This is a genomic window from Mesorhizobium sp. B2-4-3, from assembly GCF_006442815.1.
Classification (GTDB): Bacteria; Pseudomonadota; Alphaproteobacteria; order Rhizobiales; family Rhizobiaceae; genus Mesorhizobium.
On sequence record NZ_VFVL01000023.1, the window covers coordinates 1 to 14,736 of the forward strand.

General features: G+C 62.3%; 15 protein-coding genes. 8 read left to right on the forward strand and 7 right to left on the reverse strand.

The genetic code is table 11. The annotated features are described in order from the left end of the window. Nucleotides 1–211: 211 nt before the first annotated feature. From FJ956_RS20495 to FJ956_RS30575, 6 genes are all read right to left on the reverse strand, one after another. Nucleotides 212–586: an endonuclease domain-containing protein gene (locus FJ956_RS20495; protein WP_140681136.1), complete on the reverse strand. Its 375-nt coding sequence runs from the start codon at nucleotides 584–586 to the stop codon at nucleotides 212–214. Between the two features lie 100 nt (nucleotides 587–686). After that, the gene (locus FJ956_RS20500; protein ID WP_140681134.1) at nucleotides 687–1,313 is read right to left on the reverse strand and encodes a CDGSH iron-sulfur domain-containing protein; all 627 of its coding nucleotides are present in this window, start codon (nucleotides 1,311–1,313) and stop codon (nucleotides 687–689) included. A gap of 117 nt (nucleotides 1,314–1,430) precedes the next feature. Further along, the gene (locus FJ956_RS20505) at nucleotides 1,431–1,802 is read right to left on the reverse strand and encodes a hypothetical protein (protein ID WP_140681132.1); all 372 of its coding nucleotides are present in this window, start codon (nucleotides 1,800–1,802) and stop codon (nucleotides 1,431–1,433) included. A 154-nt stretch (nucleotides 1,803–1,956) separates the two neighbouring features. Next, the gene (locus FJ956_RS20510; RefSeq protein ID WP_140681130.1) at nucleotides 1,957–2,304 is read right to left on the reverse strand and encodes a hypothetical protein; all 348 of its coding nucleotides are present in this window, start codon (nucleotides 2,302–2,304) and stop codon (nucleotides 1,957–1,959) included. Nucleotides 2,305–2,709: 405 nt separating this feature from the next. Further along, complete coding sequence (locus FJ956_RS20515) at nucleotides 2,710–3,234, reverse strand: hypothetical protein (RefSeq protein WP_140681128.1); 525 nt, start codon at nucleotides 3,232–3,234, stop codon at nucleotides 2,710–2,712. After that, nucleotides 3,231–3,743 (reverse strand): hypothetical protein, encoded by a 513-nt coding sequence (locus FJ956_RS30575; protein ID WP_181170302.1) that lies wholly within the window; start codon nucleotides 3,741–3,743, stop codon nucleotides 3,231–3,233. The genes FJ956_RS20515 and FJ956_RS30575 overlap by 4 nt, the downstream gene beginning before the upstream one ends. Nucleotides 3,744–4,018: 275 nt before the next feature. Here FJ956_RS30575 and FJ956_RS20525 point away from each other — a divergent pair, with 275 nt between their 5' ends. Together FJ956_RS20525 and FJ956_RS20530 are read left to right on the forward strand one after the other, a co-directional pair. Next, nucleotides 4,019–4,789 carry a hypothetical protein gene (locus FJ956_RS20525; protein WP_140781981.1) on the forward strand — a complete coding sequence of 257 codons (771 nt, stop codon included), beginning with the start codon at nucleotides 4,019–4,021 and terminating at the stop codon, nucleotides 4,787–4,789. Next, nucleotides 4,773–5,564 carry a hypothetical protein gene (locus FJ956_RS20530; RefSeq protein WP_140681124.1) on the forward strand — a complete coding sequence of 264 codons (792 nt, stop codon included), beginning with the start codon at nucleotides 4,773–4,775 and terminating at the stop codon, nucleotides 5,562–5,564. Before FJ956_RS20525 ends, FJ956_RS20530 begins: the two co-directional genes overlap by 17 nt. A gap of 132 nt (nucleotides 5,565–5,696) precedes the next feature. Here FJ956_RS20530 and lepA read toward each other — a convergent pair whose 3' ends face one another. Then, nucleotides 5,697–7,502, reverse strand: coding sequence for a translation elongation factor 4 (gene lepA, locus FJ956_RS20535; protein WP_140681122.1), 1,806 nt, complete (start codon nucleotides 7,500–7,502; stop codon nucleotides 5,697–5,699). Nucleotides 7,503–7,959: 457 nt separating this feature from the next. Between lepA and FJ956_RS20545 the strand changes: the two genes are divergently transcribed. From FJ956_RS20545 to FJ956_RS20570, 6 genes are all read left to right on the forward strand, one after another. Further along, nucleotides 7,960–8,652, forward strand: a complete 693-nt coding sequence (locus FJ956_RS20545; RefSeq protein ID WP_140681118.1) for a DUF1223 domain-containing protein — start codon at nucleotides 7,960–7,962, stop codon at nucleotides 8,650–8,652. A gap of 86 nt (nucleotides 8,653–8,738) precedes the next feature. After that, nucleotides 8,739–9,005 carry a hypothetical protein gene (locus FJ956_RS20550; protein ID WP_140681116.1) on the forward strand — a complete coding sequence of 89 codons (267 nt, stop codon included), beginning with the start codon at nucleotides 8,739–8,741 and terminating at the stop codon, nucleotides 9,003–9,005. 253 nt (nucleotides 9,006–9,258) lie between these two features. After that, nucleotides 9,259–9,993 carry a peptide-methionine (S)-S-oxide reductase MsrA gene (gene msrA / locus FJ956_RS20555; RefSeq protein ID WP_140681114.1) on the forward strand — a complete coding sequence of 245 codons (735 nt, stop codon included), beginning with the start codon at nucleotides 9,259–9,261 and terminating at the stop codon, nucleotides 9,991–9,993. Between the two features lie 672 nt (nucleotides 9,994–10,665). Further along, entirely contained in the window at nucleotides 10,666–12,369 is a 1,704-nt protein-coding gene (locus tag FJ956_RS20560; protein WP_140681112.1) for a phospholipase D-like domain-containing protein, read from the forward strand. A 430-nt stretch (nucleotides 12,370–12,799) separates the two neighbouring features. After that, nucleotides 12,800–13,726, forward strand: a complete 927-nt coding sequence (locus FJ956_RS20565) for an ABC transporter ATP-binding protein (RefSeq protein WP_140681110.1) — start codon at nucleotides 12,800–12,802, stop codon at nucleotides 13,724–13,726. Further along, on the forward strand, nucleotides 13,723–14,502 hold the full coding sequence (locus tag FJ956_RS20570; protein ID WP_140681108.1) for an ABC transporter permease: 780 nt from the start codon (nucleotides 13,723–13,725) through the stop codon (nucleotides 14,500–14,502). The genes FJ956_RS20565 and FJ956_RS20570 overlap by 4 nt, the downstream gene beginning before the upstream one ends. Nucleotides 14,503–14,736: the final 234 nt, after the last annotated feature.

Genomic DNA, 14,736 nt, shown 5'->3' on the forward strand with positions numbered 1-14,736 from the left:
AGCGCTAGCATGGGAAACTGTTCGCGATGTCTTCGCACACCTGTTCGCGATGTCCCCAGTCCATACAGGGGGGAGATCAGATGTCGCCGGCGTTTTCGCCAATCGCCAACGTCGCAAAGGGGGCGCCGGCGTCCAAGCTGCTAATCTCCCCCCTTGAGGGGGAGATGCCCGGCAGGCCAGAGGGGGGCGCTGTCCCGCTGACCTGACCGCGCTATTCGGATGGACTTCCAAACCCGGTCACGATCACGATATGCTGGCAAACATTATCGATGTCGCGAATGACATCTTCGTTCCAGAACCGCAGAACGGTCCAGCCATCTTTCTCCAACCTCGCAGTCCGTGCCTCATCGCCTGCGATGGCATCGGCTTCTCCGTGCTGAGACCCGTCGACCTCGACGACGAGCTTCTTCTGCGGGCAAGCGAAGTCTACGATATATCCGGCGATCGGGAACTGGCGCCGGAAGCCTAGGCCCATCAACCGATGGGCGCGAAGCTCGTTCCAAAGCTTCAATTCGGCTCCTGTCATCACCTTGCGCATTGATCTGGCGTTGGCGCGGTGTTTTGGTGACAGCGGCGTATGGGGCATTTGCATCGCTCGGTGATTGTTAAGGTTCGCGCTCTACGGCGCCCCCCTCTGTCCTGCCGGACATCTCCCCCACGAGGGGGGAGATTGGCAGCTTCGACGCCTACCCCACAAACCCCACCCTTTTATGGCTCCCGTCGCAAAACGGCTTGTTCGCCGAATGCCCGCAACGGCAGAGAAACACCTTGGTCGTGCGGGCAATCGTATGTCCTGTCCCGGTGACGATCTCGGCATTGCCTTCGACCTTCAGCGGGCCGTTGACCGTGGGCGTCACGGTCAGCGGGCCATTCCTCGCGTCCAGCACCTGCGCTTCCTTCAGCGGCGGCTCGCCGGTGGCGGAAAAACCGGCCTTGATGTGGCTGTTGTCGCAGAACGGCTTGTTCTGCGACAGGCCGCAGCGGCAGAGCGTGGCGCGGAACAAGGTGTCCTCGCCGAGCACGATCTCGGCATGCACCGCCAACGGGCCGTTTTCCCGCAGCCGCACGGTGTTGACCACCGGCGGCTTCTCCTGCGGTCCGCCATCCTTGCGGGTGTAGGTGATGGCGCCCGACGGGCAGTTCTGGGCCAGCGCCACGACCTGCTCGACGCTGGCCGCTTCCGGATGGATCCATTCGCCCGGCGCGTTGGGCACGAAGACATGCGGGTTGCCGAGCACGCAATTGCGCGAATGGATGCAGCGCCTGCCGCTGAAAGAAACGTCGATCTTCTCGCCTTCGACCGTGCCTGCCATGGTGCTCTCTCCTGGTGGGTTGAGGCAAGGCTAGGGCGTGGGCGAGACGGGCGTCAAGCTGGCCGGATGCGCAGCCTTCCCCTTCTCCCCTTGTGGGATGAGAAGGAGAGGGCGCCCCTACTCCTCCAGATCGATCTCCTCGGTCTGGCCGCCGCTGCAGGTGTAGCAGCAGTCCTCGCAGGTCTCCTTGTTGTTGGGGCCGACGCCCCAATAGGTCTGCTCGTCGCCGTCGACCCAGGCGCCGTAGCAGATCTTCTCGCCCTCATTGCACGAGATCGGCAATTGCTTGGTCTCGCCGTCGTCGAGATAGAAATCCTTGCCGTCGCCCGGCCAGACATAGTCGCGGTCCTGGCTGTAGAGCTCGACGCGCATGGCGTTGGGATGATTGTTCTTGATCTGGAAGGTGACGTCGCCGGCGTGCGCGGCGGGCGCGATGAGGACGGCAAGCGAAAGCGCGGCGGCCACGCGGCGCGCAAAGATGGAAGACATGAGAACCCCCGAGGTAGAATCGACCCCCACGGCCGATGGTTGGATGATGCCATGGCGGGCGCGTATGCCAAGGGGTGGCGGCGAAAATGGCGGACGGAATTTGGGGGAATGGTTGGCGCGGCCTGCCTTCTCCCCTTGTGGGTGAAGCGCCCCGCTACTCCGCCAGATCCACCGTCTCGGTGGAATGCTCGGTGCAGATGAAGCAGCAGGTTTCGCAGGGCTGGTCGTTGTCGGGGCCGACGCCGGCGGTGACGGAATCGTCGCCGTTCACCCAGGCGCCCCAGCAGATGTGCTCGCCGGGCTCGCAGGAGATCGGCACGGATTTCCGCGCCTTCGGCCGGATGAGGAAAACCTTGTCGTCGCCCGGCCAGACTTTTTGGCTGTCGCGGCTGAACAGCTCGACCGCGACGCCGTCCGAACGCTGGTTGCGCACGAAGACGGACATGTCGGCGGCCAAGGCCGGCGAGGTGAGGAGAAGGAAGGCGAGCAGAGCGCGAATCATGGCGAGGTCCCCCAAGGGAGTAGAGCACGGGTGGAGTGCGTAATCTCCCCCCTTGTGGGGGAGATGGCCGGCAGGCCAGAGGGGGGCGCTGTCCCGCCGACGTACCCGGCTTGGTAGGATGGGCCGAACCCGGCACTTCGTCATCCTCGGGCTTGACCCGAGGATCCATGCCGTGACTTCTGCCGGAGAGTGCAACGGTGCAGAATTCTGAAACCGCCGCAACGCCTTAACGTCACGGCATGGATTCTAGGGTCTGCGCGCGTCGCTCCGCTCCTTGCTCCGCCCTAGAATGACGACCGCAAAGTAGCGTTCCTTCGCGCCCCCCTCTGTCCTGCCGGACATCTCCCCCACAAGGGGGGAGATGAGCAGCTTCGGCGCCTCCGCTTCATCTCAAGGGGAGGCGCCCTACCTCCCCACCACCACATGCGGTGCGAATGTCTTCACCGCGTCCACCATCTCCTCGCCGCGCACGTCGAGCGAGGAGATTTCCATATGCACGATGTTCCGGCCGAAGGGCAGCAGGCCGAAGGCGTTGGCGGAGGAATAGCGAATTGCGTCGGGCGGCTCCTCGGTGAGCTCGAAATTGAGCATCGCCGCGCCCTTGCCGCCGGCGGCGAGCCGCACGCTCCGCACCTTGTTCCACGGCACCAGCACGTCGCCGGCGCGGGCATCGCGGAAACCTTGGCTGTCCAGCACCACCTTGACCGAACTGTCGAAGGCGCCGCGAGCGATGAAGGCGCCGAGCCCCAGGCAGGCGGCGCCGAGCAGCGCGATCCACAGCACATGCCCGCTGTTCGCCCCCGAGGCCACGCCCTGCAGCGCGCCGAAACCGAAAATGCCGCCAAGCAGGAACGGGCCGACGGCGGGCAAGATCTTTCCCGATGGGCTGTTGCGGATTTCGAGCGGCGCGGCCATCGCCTTCGCGCTCAATGCTCCGGCTTCAGCAAAATCCAGATCCAGCCGATGAAGGTCAGCACCAGGAACGGATAGCCGAGCGCCGGCAGCGGCGTGGATGTGGGCAGCAGCGGCGCGCCCCACAGGATCATGAGGACCGAGACGGAAAACAGCACAGCGGCGACGGACGCCGTGAGCCGTATCCACAGCGCGAATGTGGCTTGCGCGCTGACCATGACCAAGCCCGCCGCCCACAGCGCAATGCCGCCGGCATAGGAAGGCACGCTCGCCTGCAGGCCCGCCGCATTGCCGGCCAGAAGCAGGCTTTCGCCGGCGAGGAAAGTCAGGAAGCCGGCCGCGACGAGGTCATTGCCGAGCCGCTGGTATTTCATCGTCAGTAGCGCTGTGGCGACGACGATGCCGACGCCGTCGATGGTCCAGACCGTCTCGCGCAGCGCGTCGCTCGCAACGAAAGTGCCCGCCAAGCCAAAAGCGCCGCCGATGGCGAGGCCGATCGCGGCGACGATGTCGAGAGTGGAGCGCATGTGATGTGTCCCCAAGCTGGGAGAGGATACGCCGATGTGGGGCGATGGTGAAGTGCAACACCGCTTCGGTGTTGAGATCAGAGACAGATAACCACGCCCTAGGACTAAGTTTCATAGCAGACATTGCCACAGGCACTGCAAGTGGTAACGTGCCCTCAGAAAGTCCGATGGTCTCCCTAAGGAGATCAGCCGGGCTCAAGGGGGGCAACGCGCGGGCCGAGTCTTTTATTGCCTGGGTGCGGCCGAAAAATTGCGAAACAGGCGGCGTCCACTCGATGGCGAAAAACCCGGCGGTAATCGTTTATCCTCAAGCGGTGCCAGTCAAAGCGATGGCCTGTGGTATAGCAGACCTTAAAAGCCAAGACGCCAATGAAATTTGCTTTTGTGGAGATGACGGTGGATTCGTCATCAAAAAGAACGACAAATACCCGAGCTTACCCCACATCGAATGGTTTTGCTCGTCACTGGCACGGTCGGTAGGAGTTCCACAGCTTGACTTCAGTGTTGTTGAGCATACGGACGGCAATTTTTGGTTTGGATCTAGCTGGAAAACCGGCCAGGTCAAGGATTGGTGGACCCTTGCAGCAAATGGATCCCTAGATTTTGGGCATTTGTCGGATGATATATCGCGCGTCTACGCACTCGACCTCTTCATCAATAACGACGACCGACATCTGAATAATTATTTCGTTGTGAATGATGCCGGTCGCTTTAGATTATATTCTTTTGACTACTCGCGCTCGTGGCTAAACAAGCCGTTTCCTCTGGTCGGGTTGATAACCGATCCAGCTACAAACACGGTGAGGGTAAAGGAATATCTCAAGGTGAATTTCGGAAACTACTTTAATGTAGCCGCTATGACCGACATATTAGATAACATTACGGCAGTACAACCGCAGCGAGTCTCGGATATTATATCCGCTCACCCAAATAATTGGTTGACGCAAGCGGAGAGAGATGCTATACTAAATTGGTGGAATTCGGGCGCAGTTCTGACTCGCGTAAACGAAATAAAGGCCGGTATTCAGAATGGCTCACTCTTATAAATTTTCCCTTATTCGTGCTTGTCCGAGCAGTGTGCGCGGTGAGCAGGTGAATGTTGGGATAGTGATTGCCGGGCCGAACGGTTTGGACGTGCGCCTGCCGGAGATGCGCAAGCTGCAACATCTTACTGGCCACAAGTGGGACGACGTTGCGAGCGCCTATGCGAACGTGCTGACCAAACAAGACAGCCGAGGCGTGCCGTTGGAAACAGTATTGGGGTCGCTAACATCTTATAGCGAGGTATTTCAGCTTGGTCGCCCGGGAGAACTGGTTGCCAATACGAATGACGAGTACGAGACAGCTATAAAGAAGCTTCTGACTTTCTTCGTGGACAAACCGACGCTTTCTCGTCGAGAAAAACAGCAAAAGATAAATTCTGAAATATCGATAATGCTAAAGAGGGGTGGTTTACTAGGAGATAAGAATAGTCGGATTGAAGATGGTAAAGTTATCCCGAAGTTCGTAATTTCGGAAGAAAAAGAGATAGTTGCTGACTTCGCGTACAAACCGAACGGCCTGAAGGTTGTGTCCACTTTGGACCTCCGGGGGCTTAAAAATGCTGCCCATGGAAAGGCATGCGAAAAGGGCGCAACCTTGTATTTTGCGAGAGAGCAGTTCGGAAAAAATGTGAAGGCCTTGGGAGTCTACGCGGCCGGCCCTGCGGAAATGGAAATGCACAGCAGCGAAATCGAGATATTGAGCAGCTTCGCGGAAGGGAACGCTTATAACTGGCTGGTGCCGAAAGACCGCCAGAAGTTTCAGCACGATCTATATTGAAATTATATTCAATCGAAGCAAGGAAAGGCGGGAAGCCAGCTGTCGCCCACACGTGGGATTGAGTGCCAATCGGGGCGACCTCGCTGAACAACTTAGATGCGCTAACTGAGTGCTCCGCGCGCCAACCAGCCCTCAATCCCCCATCTTCAGCGCCTGGATAAACGCCTCCTGGGGAATATCGACCTTCCCAAACTGGCGCATCCGCTTCTTGCCCTCTTTCTGCTTGTCGAGCAGCTTGCGCTTGCGGGTCACGTCGCCGCCGTAGCATTTGGCGGTGACGTCCTTTCGCAGCGCCGAGATGGTCTCGCGGGCGATGACCTTGCCGCCGATCGCGGCCTGGATCGGGATCTTGAACAGGTGGTGCGGGATCAGCTCCTTCAGCTTCTCGCACATGGCGCGGCCGCGCTTTTCGGCCGCCGTGCGGTGCACCAGCATGGACAGCGCGTCGACCGGCTCCTCATTGACCAGGATCGACATCTTGACCAGGTCGCCCTCGCGATAGTCGGTCAGGTGATAGTCGAAGGAGGCGTAGCCCTTGGAGATCGACTTCAGCCGGTCGTAGAAATCGAAGACCACCTCGTTGAGCGGCAGGCCGTAGGTGAGCATGGCGCGCTTGCCCACATAGGAGAGATCGGCCTGGATGCCGCGCCTGTCCTGGCAGAGCTTCAGGATGCCGCCGAGATAATCGTCGGGGGTCAGGATGGTGGCGCGGATCCACGGCTCCTCGATCGAGGCGATCTTGACCACGTCGGGCATGTCGGCCGGGTTGTGCAGTTCCTTGACCGAGCCGTCATTGAGGTTCAGGCGGTAGACGACGCTCGGCGCCGTGGCGATGAGGTCGAGGTTGAACTCGCGCTCCAGCCGCTCCTGGATGATCTCAAGATGCAGCAGGCCGAGGAAGCCGCAGCGATAGCCGAAGCCGAGCGCGGCGCTGGTTTCCATCTCATAGGAGAAGCTCGCGTCGTTGAGGCGCAATTTGCCGACGGCGGCGCGCAGGTCCTCGAAATCGGCGGCGTCGACCGGGAACAGGCCGCAGAACACCACCGGCTGCGCCGGCTTGAAGCCGGGCAGCGCATGCGCGGTCTGGCGCTTGTCCTCGGTGATGGTATCGCCGACGCGGGTGTCGGCCACTTCCTTGATCGAACCGGTGAAGAAGCCGAACTCGCCGGGACCGAGCTCATCGACATTGATACGGGCCGGCGTGAAGACGCCGGTGCGCTCGACGAGATATTTCGCGCCGGTGCCCATCATGCGGATGGTCTGACCCTTCTTGAGCACGCCGTCGATGATGCGCACCAGAACGATGACGCCGAGATAGGCGTCGTACCAGCTGTCAACCAGCATGGCCTTGAGCGGTGCTGCGATGTCGCCCTCGCGCGGCGGCGGCAGCTGGTGGACGATCGCCTCCAGCACCTCGGGAACGCCAAGCCCGGTCTTGGCCGAGATCAGCACGGCGTTGGAAGCGTCGATGCCGATCACCTCCTCGACCTGCTCGCGGATGCGCTCGGGCTCGGCCGCCGGGAGGTCGACCTTGTTCAGCACCACGACGATCTCGTGGTTGTTGTCGATGGCCTGGTAGACATTGGCCAGCGTCTGCGCCTCGACGCCCTGGCTTGCGTCCACGACCAGCAGCGAGCCCTCGCAGGCGGCGAGCGAGCGCGACACTTCATAGGCGAAGTCGACATGGCCGGGCGTGTCGATGAGGTTGAGGATATAGTCCTCGCCATTGTTGGCGCGGTATTTCAGCCTCACCGTCTGCGCCTTGATGGTGATGCCGCGCTCGCGCTCGATATCCATCGAGTCCAGCACCTGCTCCTTCATGTCGCGCGCCTCCAGCCCGCCGGTGAGCTGGATCAGCCGGTCGGCAAGCGTGGATTTGCCATGGTCGATATGGGCGACGATGGAGAAATTGCGGATGTGGTCGAGCGGGGTGGTCATGCGGCGCGCTTTAGCAGGGGCCGGGTTGAGGGGCAAGCGGCGGGGGTTAGCTGATCTCCCCCCTTGTGGGGGAGATGCCCGGCAGGGCAGAGGGGGGTGTGACGGATCGCGGCGTTGATTTCATGGTTTTCGAGCTGTTCAGCCCCAGCGAACGTTCGGGCGTGGGTGCTCGTGTCGGCTGAAATGTCGGCGGGACAGCACCCCTCTCTGGCCTGCCGGCCATCTCCCCCGCAAGGGGGGAGATCAGATGTCGCGAACGCTTTCGCCAATTTGCCGACGTTGCAGGAAGAACGCCGACGACGAAGCAGCCAATCTTCCCCTTGCGGCAGGACAGAGGGGGTGCTGTCCCTCCAACGTTGCGCACTGAAGCCCCCAATCACAAACCGGTGAAGCTGTAACGAACCTCTCCACCCCGACGAAATGGGAGCATGACCAGCCGCAACGGAGACTGCTTCCCATGACCGGAACGACAACAAGGATCGTCCTGCTTGCCGGCGCGATGCTCGCGGCCACGCTCGGCGCAGCTTCTGCGCAGCCGCTCACCGTGGTCGAGCTGTTCACCAGCCAGGGCTGCTCGTCCTGTCCGCCGGCCAACGCCAACCTGATCAAGGTCAAGGACCAGCCGGGCGTGCTGGCGCTGTCGTTCAACGTCACCTACTGGGACTATCTCGGCTGGAAGGACACGTTCGGCCGCAAGGAATTCACTGAACGCCAGGTGACCTACGAGCCGTCGCTCGGCCGTGACGGACCGTTCACGCCGCAAGTGGTGGTGAACGGCAGAAGCGACGGGGTGGGCGCGGCGCCGGGCGAGATCCAGAGCCTGATCGCCAAAGGTGGCCGCACGCAGGGGCCGGAGCTTTCGCTTGGGCAGGGCAAGGTCAGCATCGGCGCCGGCAAGGCGCCGGGCGGCGGCGCCGACATCTGGCTGGTGCGCTACACGAGAGGCGTCGTCGAGGTGCCGGTGGCGCGTGGCGAGAACACCGGACGCACCCTGCCGCACGCCAATGTCGTGCATGCGCTGACGAAGCTCGGCAGCTGGAACGGCGAGGCCACCACGCTGCCGCTGCCGGCGGCCACCGGCGGCCTGAACACCGCGGTGCTGGTGCAGGCACCAGGCGGCGGACCGATCCTGGCCGCCGCCGCCAACTGATCCTTTTTCCCTACGCGCGAGGCCGCATGACAGCGGCAACGCATAACCCGGCCCGCTTCCGCGCGCCAAAACCCAAGGAGACTATCATGACCAAGTTCCTCACGCTGCCGGCGCTCGCCTTCGCGCTTTCCGCGTCCGTCTTTGTCGCCGGCGCCCGCGCCGACGACACGACCAATGCGATGAAGCCGGCCGATGCGATGGCGACCGACGCCATGAAGCCGGCGACGGACGCGATGAAGCCCGCCGATGCCATGAAGCCCGACGCGATGAGCACCGAGGCGATGAAGCCGGCGACCGACGCCATGAAGCCGGCCACGGATGCGATGAAGCCGGCGGATGGCACCGCGCAGTGAGATGAGCTTGGCACGCCCCCTCACCCGGATTGCCGACCGAATTGCGAAGAGCAATTCGGGGCAATCCGACCTCTCCCCACCGGGGAGAGGAGGCGGTCGGCGCCGGCGCTCTCTTCTCCCCCTCGGGGAGAAGGTGGCCCGAAGGGCCGGATGAGGGGGAGCGCCGCCGCTCACAAGAACAGCCGCACGGCAAAGTGAGAACCCCGTGGCGGCTTCGTTCGTATATAGTGAAACGACAACAAGGAGACCCAACATGACCGGCATTGAAAAGAAAGCCGCGCGGCCGTTCCTTGCCAAGGGCGCGCTGGTAGCGCTGGCGCTCAGCGCGGCGGCGGCCGTCTTCTGGCAGAGCCCTGCCCGCTCGGCCGAGGACGCGGTGGTGATCCCGCCGCCGGCGATGGATGAAAAGGCGGCGAGCGGCACCGAGAAGGCGATCTTCGCCGGCGGCTGCTTCTGGGGCGTGCAGGGCGTGTTCCAGCACGTCAAGGGCGTCAGCAAGGCCGTGTCCGGCTATACCGGCGGCAGCGCCGAAAACGCCGTCTATGAGGTGGTCGGCAGCGGCCGCACGGGGCACGCCGAATCCGTCGAGATCACCTACGACCCGTCGAAGGTGACCTATGGCCAGCTGCTGCAGGTGTATTTCTCGGTCGCGCACAATCCGACGCAGTTGAACTACCAGGGTCCGGATTCAGGCACGCAATACCGCTCGACGATCTTCGCCGAGAATGACGAGCAGAAGAAGGTCGCCGAGAGCTATATCGCCCAGCTCGACAAGGCCAAGGTGTTCGGCAAGCCGATCGTCACCACGCTCGAGACCGGCAAGACCTTCTACCCGGCCGAGGATTACCATCAGGATTTCCTGACGCTGAACCCGACCTATCCGTATATCGTCTACAACGACCTGCCCAAGATCGAGAATTTGAAGGCGCTGTTCCCCAAGCTTTACAGCGAGAAGCCGGCGCTCGTGATGGCCTCCAGCAAGAGCTGAAAGACAGGGATTCCGATCATCGGGTATGTGTCTACTTGGGCGGGTGGCATGCCTTGTAGATCGGCCGAAACGCCCATCGCGATCGTCATCCACGGGCGGAGCAAGGAGCGAAGCGACGCAGCGCAGACCCGAGGATCCATTCCGTGACGTCCGAGCGTTGCGGCGGTGCAGAATTCTGCTCCGCCGCATTCCATGGCTCAGGTCACGGAATGGATTCCAGGGTCTGCGCGACGCCGCTTCGCGGCTGCTCCGCCCTGGAATGACGAGGTTGGTATCTTTCGATCGTCGGGTATGAGTCCGCGTGGGGCAGGCGGCATGCCTTGGCGATTGGCCGAAACGCCAGCCAGTCGTCATCCACGGGCGAAGCAAGGAGCGAAGCGACGCGCAGACCCTGGAATGACGAGGTTGGGGCGGATGGTACGCGAAACCATCCGCCCTTTGTTTTGCTGGCAAACGGAACACAATGTGAAGCAGTTCATAGAATTATACTTGACGCTGCAAAACATTGACATCCGATCTTCTGCCGCCACATAATCATCGCCGTCACCTTTCGAACATTCTGTTTCAGCTGATCCGGGCCGTGCTTCCCGGGCGGATTCTTGTTGGCTGCATTGATGGGCCGGACATGCCGGCCGCGCTTTGGGAACAACGACGGATGGGGAGGAACGACAGATGGCCATCGATATAAAAATCTCCGTCTACACCAATGGCGACGACGCCTTCGTCGCCTGGGCGCCCAGCGACTTCATCGCCGGATGCCGGGGTTTTTTGCTCGAACGCGGCCGCAAGGCCGGCGCGAGCGAGAGGATCGAGCCGGTGGAGAACCGCGTCGGCTTCCCCAAGGACAAGCCGAAATCGGGCGACCACCGGCCGTCGGATGTGTGGCCGTTCCAGCGCTTCAACTGGACCGACCACGCGGCCGATGTCGGCAATGTCGTGCGTTACCGGGTGACCGCGATGATGAGCGCCGGCCCCGGCAAGCCGCTGACCAAGGGCGTGTCGAGCGACTGGACGGATTGGGCGACACTCGCCACCAACGCCGGCGGCGGCTTTTCCTGCTACTTCAACCGCGGCCTGGTGCTGTCGCAATTCGTCGCCCGCTACATGGCCAAGAACAAGCTGTCGCCCGCGGCCTTCAAGAAGAGCCTGCAGACCAATGGCGACGCAAAATTCCGCGCTTTCCTGGAAGGCGATCTCGGGCTGCGCATGGTCGGGCTGACGCAAGGCGCCGGCGACGAATTGCATGCCGCGCTCTACGAGCTCGGCGACGCGACGCTGGAGACGGCGCTGATCGGGCTCGGGCCGCGGCTCCATCTCATCCTCGCCAACGGCTCCGACAAAAGCGGCGACGGCAACAAGGACGCGCGCAAGAACCTCAACGACCATGGCATTCCGACCATCGACCGGATGCTGAAATCGAAAGGCCTCGGCCACAACAAATTCGTCGTGGTGTCGCAAGACGGCGAGCCGAAGATGGCGTGGACCGGAAGCACCAACTGGAGCACGACCGGCCTGTGCACGCAGGTCAACAACGGCCTTCTGATCGAGGACGCGGCGGTGGCGGAGCATTTCCGCAAGCATTGGGACCTGCTCAAGGACGCCTCGCCGCCGAAGACCGACCCGGCCAATTTCACGCCGGCGCTGATGGCGGACAACGACGCGCCGAAAACCTTCACGGTCGGGACCGCCAAGGCGACGGTGTGGTTCACCCGCACCTCGGATGGCGCCGACATGGCGGCGCTGCGCGACGTCATCGCCTCCGCCAAACAGGCGGTGCTGTTTTTGATGTTCACGCCGGGCAAGCAGGGACTGCACACGCTGGCCGGGCAGCGCGCCAGGGAAAAGGGCATGTATGTGCGCGGCGTGGTCTCGACGCTGGGCACGGACGAGGGCGGCACCGAACAGAACTTCCTCGACATCGACCTGGTGAGCAGCGACCGGAAATTCACGCCCGACCGCTACGCGGTCGCGCAGCCGCAGGGCCTCGACACGCCGCTCGGACCGTGGATCGCCGAGGTCAACCGGCGCACCTTCCTGTCGCAGATCGGCCACGCCATCGTGCATTCGAAGATCCTGGTGACCGACCCGCATTCAAACGACTGCGTGGTGGTGACCGGCAGCCACAATTTCTCGGCGCCGGCGAGCCAGAAGAACGACGAGAACCTGGTGATCGTGCGCGGCCACAGGAAGCTCGCCGCCGCCTATGCCACCTATGCGATGTCGGTCTACAGCCACTACCGCTACCGTTCCTATATCCGCGAGATGCGGGCGCAGGGCAGAACGCCGTGGAGCTACCTCGACGACGACGACCAGTGGCTGAAGACGGAGCTCAGGACCAAGGCGCAGGAGATCGCGTTTTGGACCGGGCAGGGTTAGTTGTTCGACGTTCGACGCAGGGATTTTGAAAGGTTGCAGCCGGCAAGACTTTGGCCGTCATTTCCGTGAAATAAATCAGCGCAAACGCTCGCGATTTGCTGAAGCCCCCCAACTTCGTCATTCCAGGGCGGAGCAGCCGCGAAGCGGCGTCGCGCAGACCCTGGAATCCATTCCGTGACTTTGATCGAAGGATGCAGCGGAGCAGAATTCTGCACCGCTGCGAAGGCTCGGAAGTCGCGGAATGGATCCTCGGGTCTGCGCTGCGTCGCTTCGCTCCTTGCTCCGCCCGTGGATGACGACGAGTGGGCGTTTTGGCCAATCTCCACGGCACTCCCTGTCCAGAACTGTCAGCAACAGCGTCGATTCACAGTTGCACCGGGCGACATCCGACCTATATGAGAACACCTTTTCCAGCCGGCCGTATTTCAGCATGTCATCCATCATCTCGATCTCCGGTGTCACGAAAACCTATGCCACCGGCTTCAAGGCGCTGAAGGAAATCAATCTCGACATCGAGCGCGGCGAGATCTTCGCGCTGCTCGGGCCGAACGGCGCCGGCAAGACCACGCTGATCTCGATCGTCTGCGGCATCGTCAACCGCTCGTCGGGCACGGTCACGGTGGATGGCCACGACATAGGCCGGGACTATCGCGCCGCGCGCAGCCTGATCGGGCTGGTGCCGCAGGAGCTCACCATCGACGCCTTCGAGACGGTCTGGGCGACGGTGAACTACAGCCGCGGCCTGTTCGGTAAGGCGTCCAACGCGGCCTTCGTCGAAAAGGTGCTGCGCGACCTCTCGCTGTGGGACAAGAAGGATTCCAAAGCGATCACGCTGTCCGGCGGCATGAAGCGCCGGCTGATGATCGCCAAGGCGCTGTCGCACGAGCCGCGTGTGCTGTTCCTCGACGAGCCGACGGCCGGCGTCGACGTCGAATTGCGCCAGGACATGTGGGCGATGGTGCGGCGCCTGCGCGAGGACGGCGTCACCATCATCCTCACCACGCATTACATCGAAGAGGCCGAGGCGATGGCCGACCGCGTCGGCGTCATCAACAAGGGCGAGATCATCCTGGTCGAAGGCAAGGCCGAGCTGATGCGCAAGCTTGGCCGCAAGCAGATGAAGCTGGAGCTGCGCGCGCCGCTTGCCGCCGTTCCGGACGGGCTTTCCCACTATTCGTTGGAGCTGTCGGACGACGGCAGCCAGCTCACCTACACCTATGACAACCAGAGCGACCGTCCGGGCGTCGCCTCGCTGATCCGCGACCTCGAGGCGGCCGGCATCCAGTTCCGCGACCTCGACACCAAGAACAGCTCGCTCGAAGAGATCTTCGTCAGTCTTCTGAGGCAAGAGCCATGACCCTGCGCGCTGCCCCTAATTTTCGTGCGGTATGGGCGATCTACCGGATGGAGATGGCGCGCGCCTTCCGAACGGTGCTGCAAAGCATCATCTCGCCGGTCATCTCGACATCGCTCTATTTCGTCGTCTTCGGCTCGGCCATCGGCTCGCGCATCACCGAGATCGACGGCATCGCCTACGGCGCCTTCATCGTGCCGGGCCTGATGATGCTGTCGCTTCTGACGCAATCGATCTCCAACGCCTCCTTCGCGATCTATTTCCCGAAATTCGTCGGCTCGATCTACGAACTCCTGTCGGCGCCGGTCTCCTATCTGGAGATCATCATCGCCTATGTCGGGGGCGCCGCGACCAAGTCGATCATGCTCGGCCTGATCATCCTGGCCACCGCGGCGCTGTTCGTGCCGCTCAGGATCGAGCACCCATTCTGGATGATCGCCTTCCTGGTGCTGACGGCGGTAACCTTCAGCCTGTTCGGCTTCATCATCGGCATCTGGGCAAAGACCTTCGAGCAGCTGCAGCTGGTGCCGCTCTTGATCGTCACGCCGCTCACCTTCCTCGGCGGCAGCTTCTATTCGATCCATATGCTGCCGGGCATCTGGAAGACGATCACCCTGTTCAATCCGGTCGTCTACCTGATCAGCGGGTTCCGCTGGAGTTTTTACGGCAAGGCCGACGTCTCGGTCGGCGTCAGCCTCGGCATGACGCTGCTGTTCCTGGCCATCTGCATCGCGATCGTGGCGTGGATTTTCAGGACCGGGTATCGGTTGAGGAACTGACGGAGCGACGTTCGTCGTCGCTGTGGTTCTCAGGAAAATCCGAAATGCCGGCGGGACAGCACCCCCCTCTGCCCTGCCGGGCATCTCCCCCGCAAGGGGGGAGATCGGATGTTGCCCCGCTTTCGCCAATCGCCAGCGTTGCAGGAAGAGCGCGACCACCGAAGCTGCCAATCTCCCCCCTTGCGGGGGAGATGTCCGGCAGGACAGAGGGGGTGTGAAGGATCGCGGCGCCTA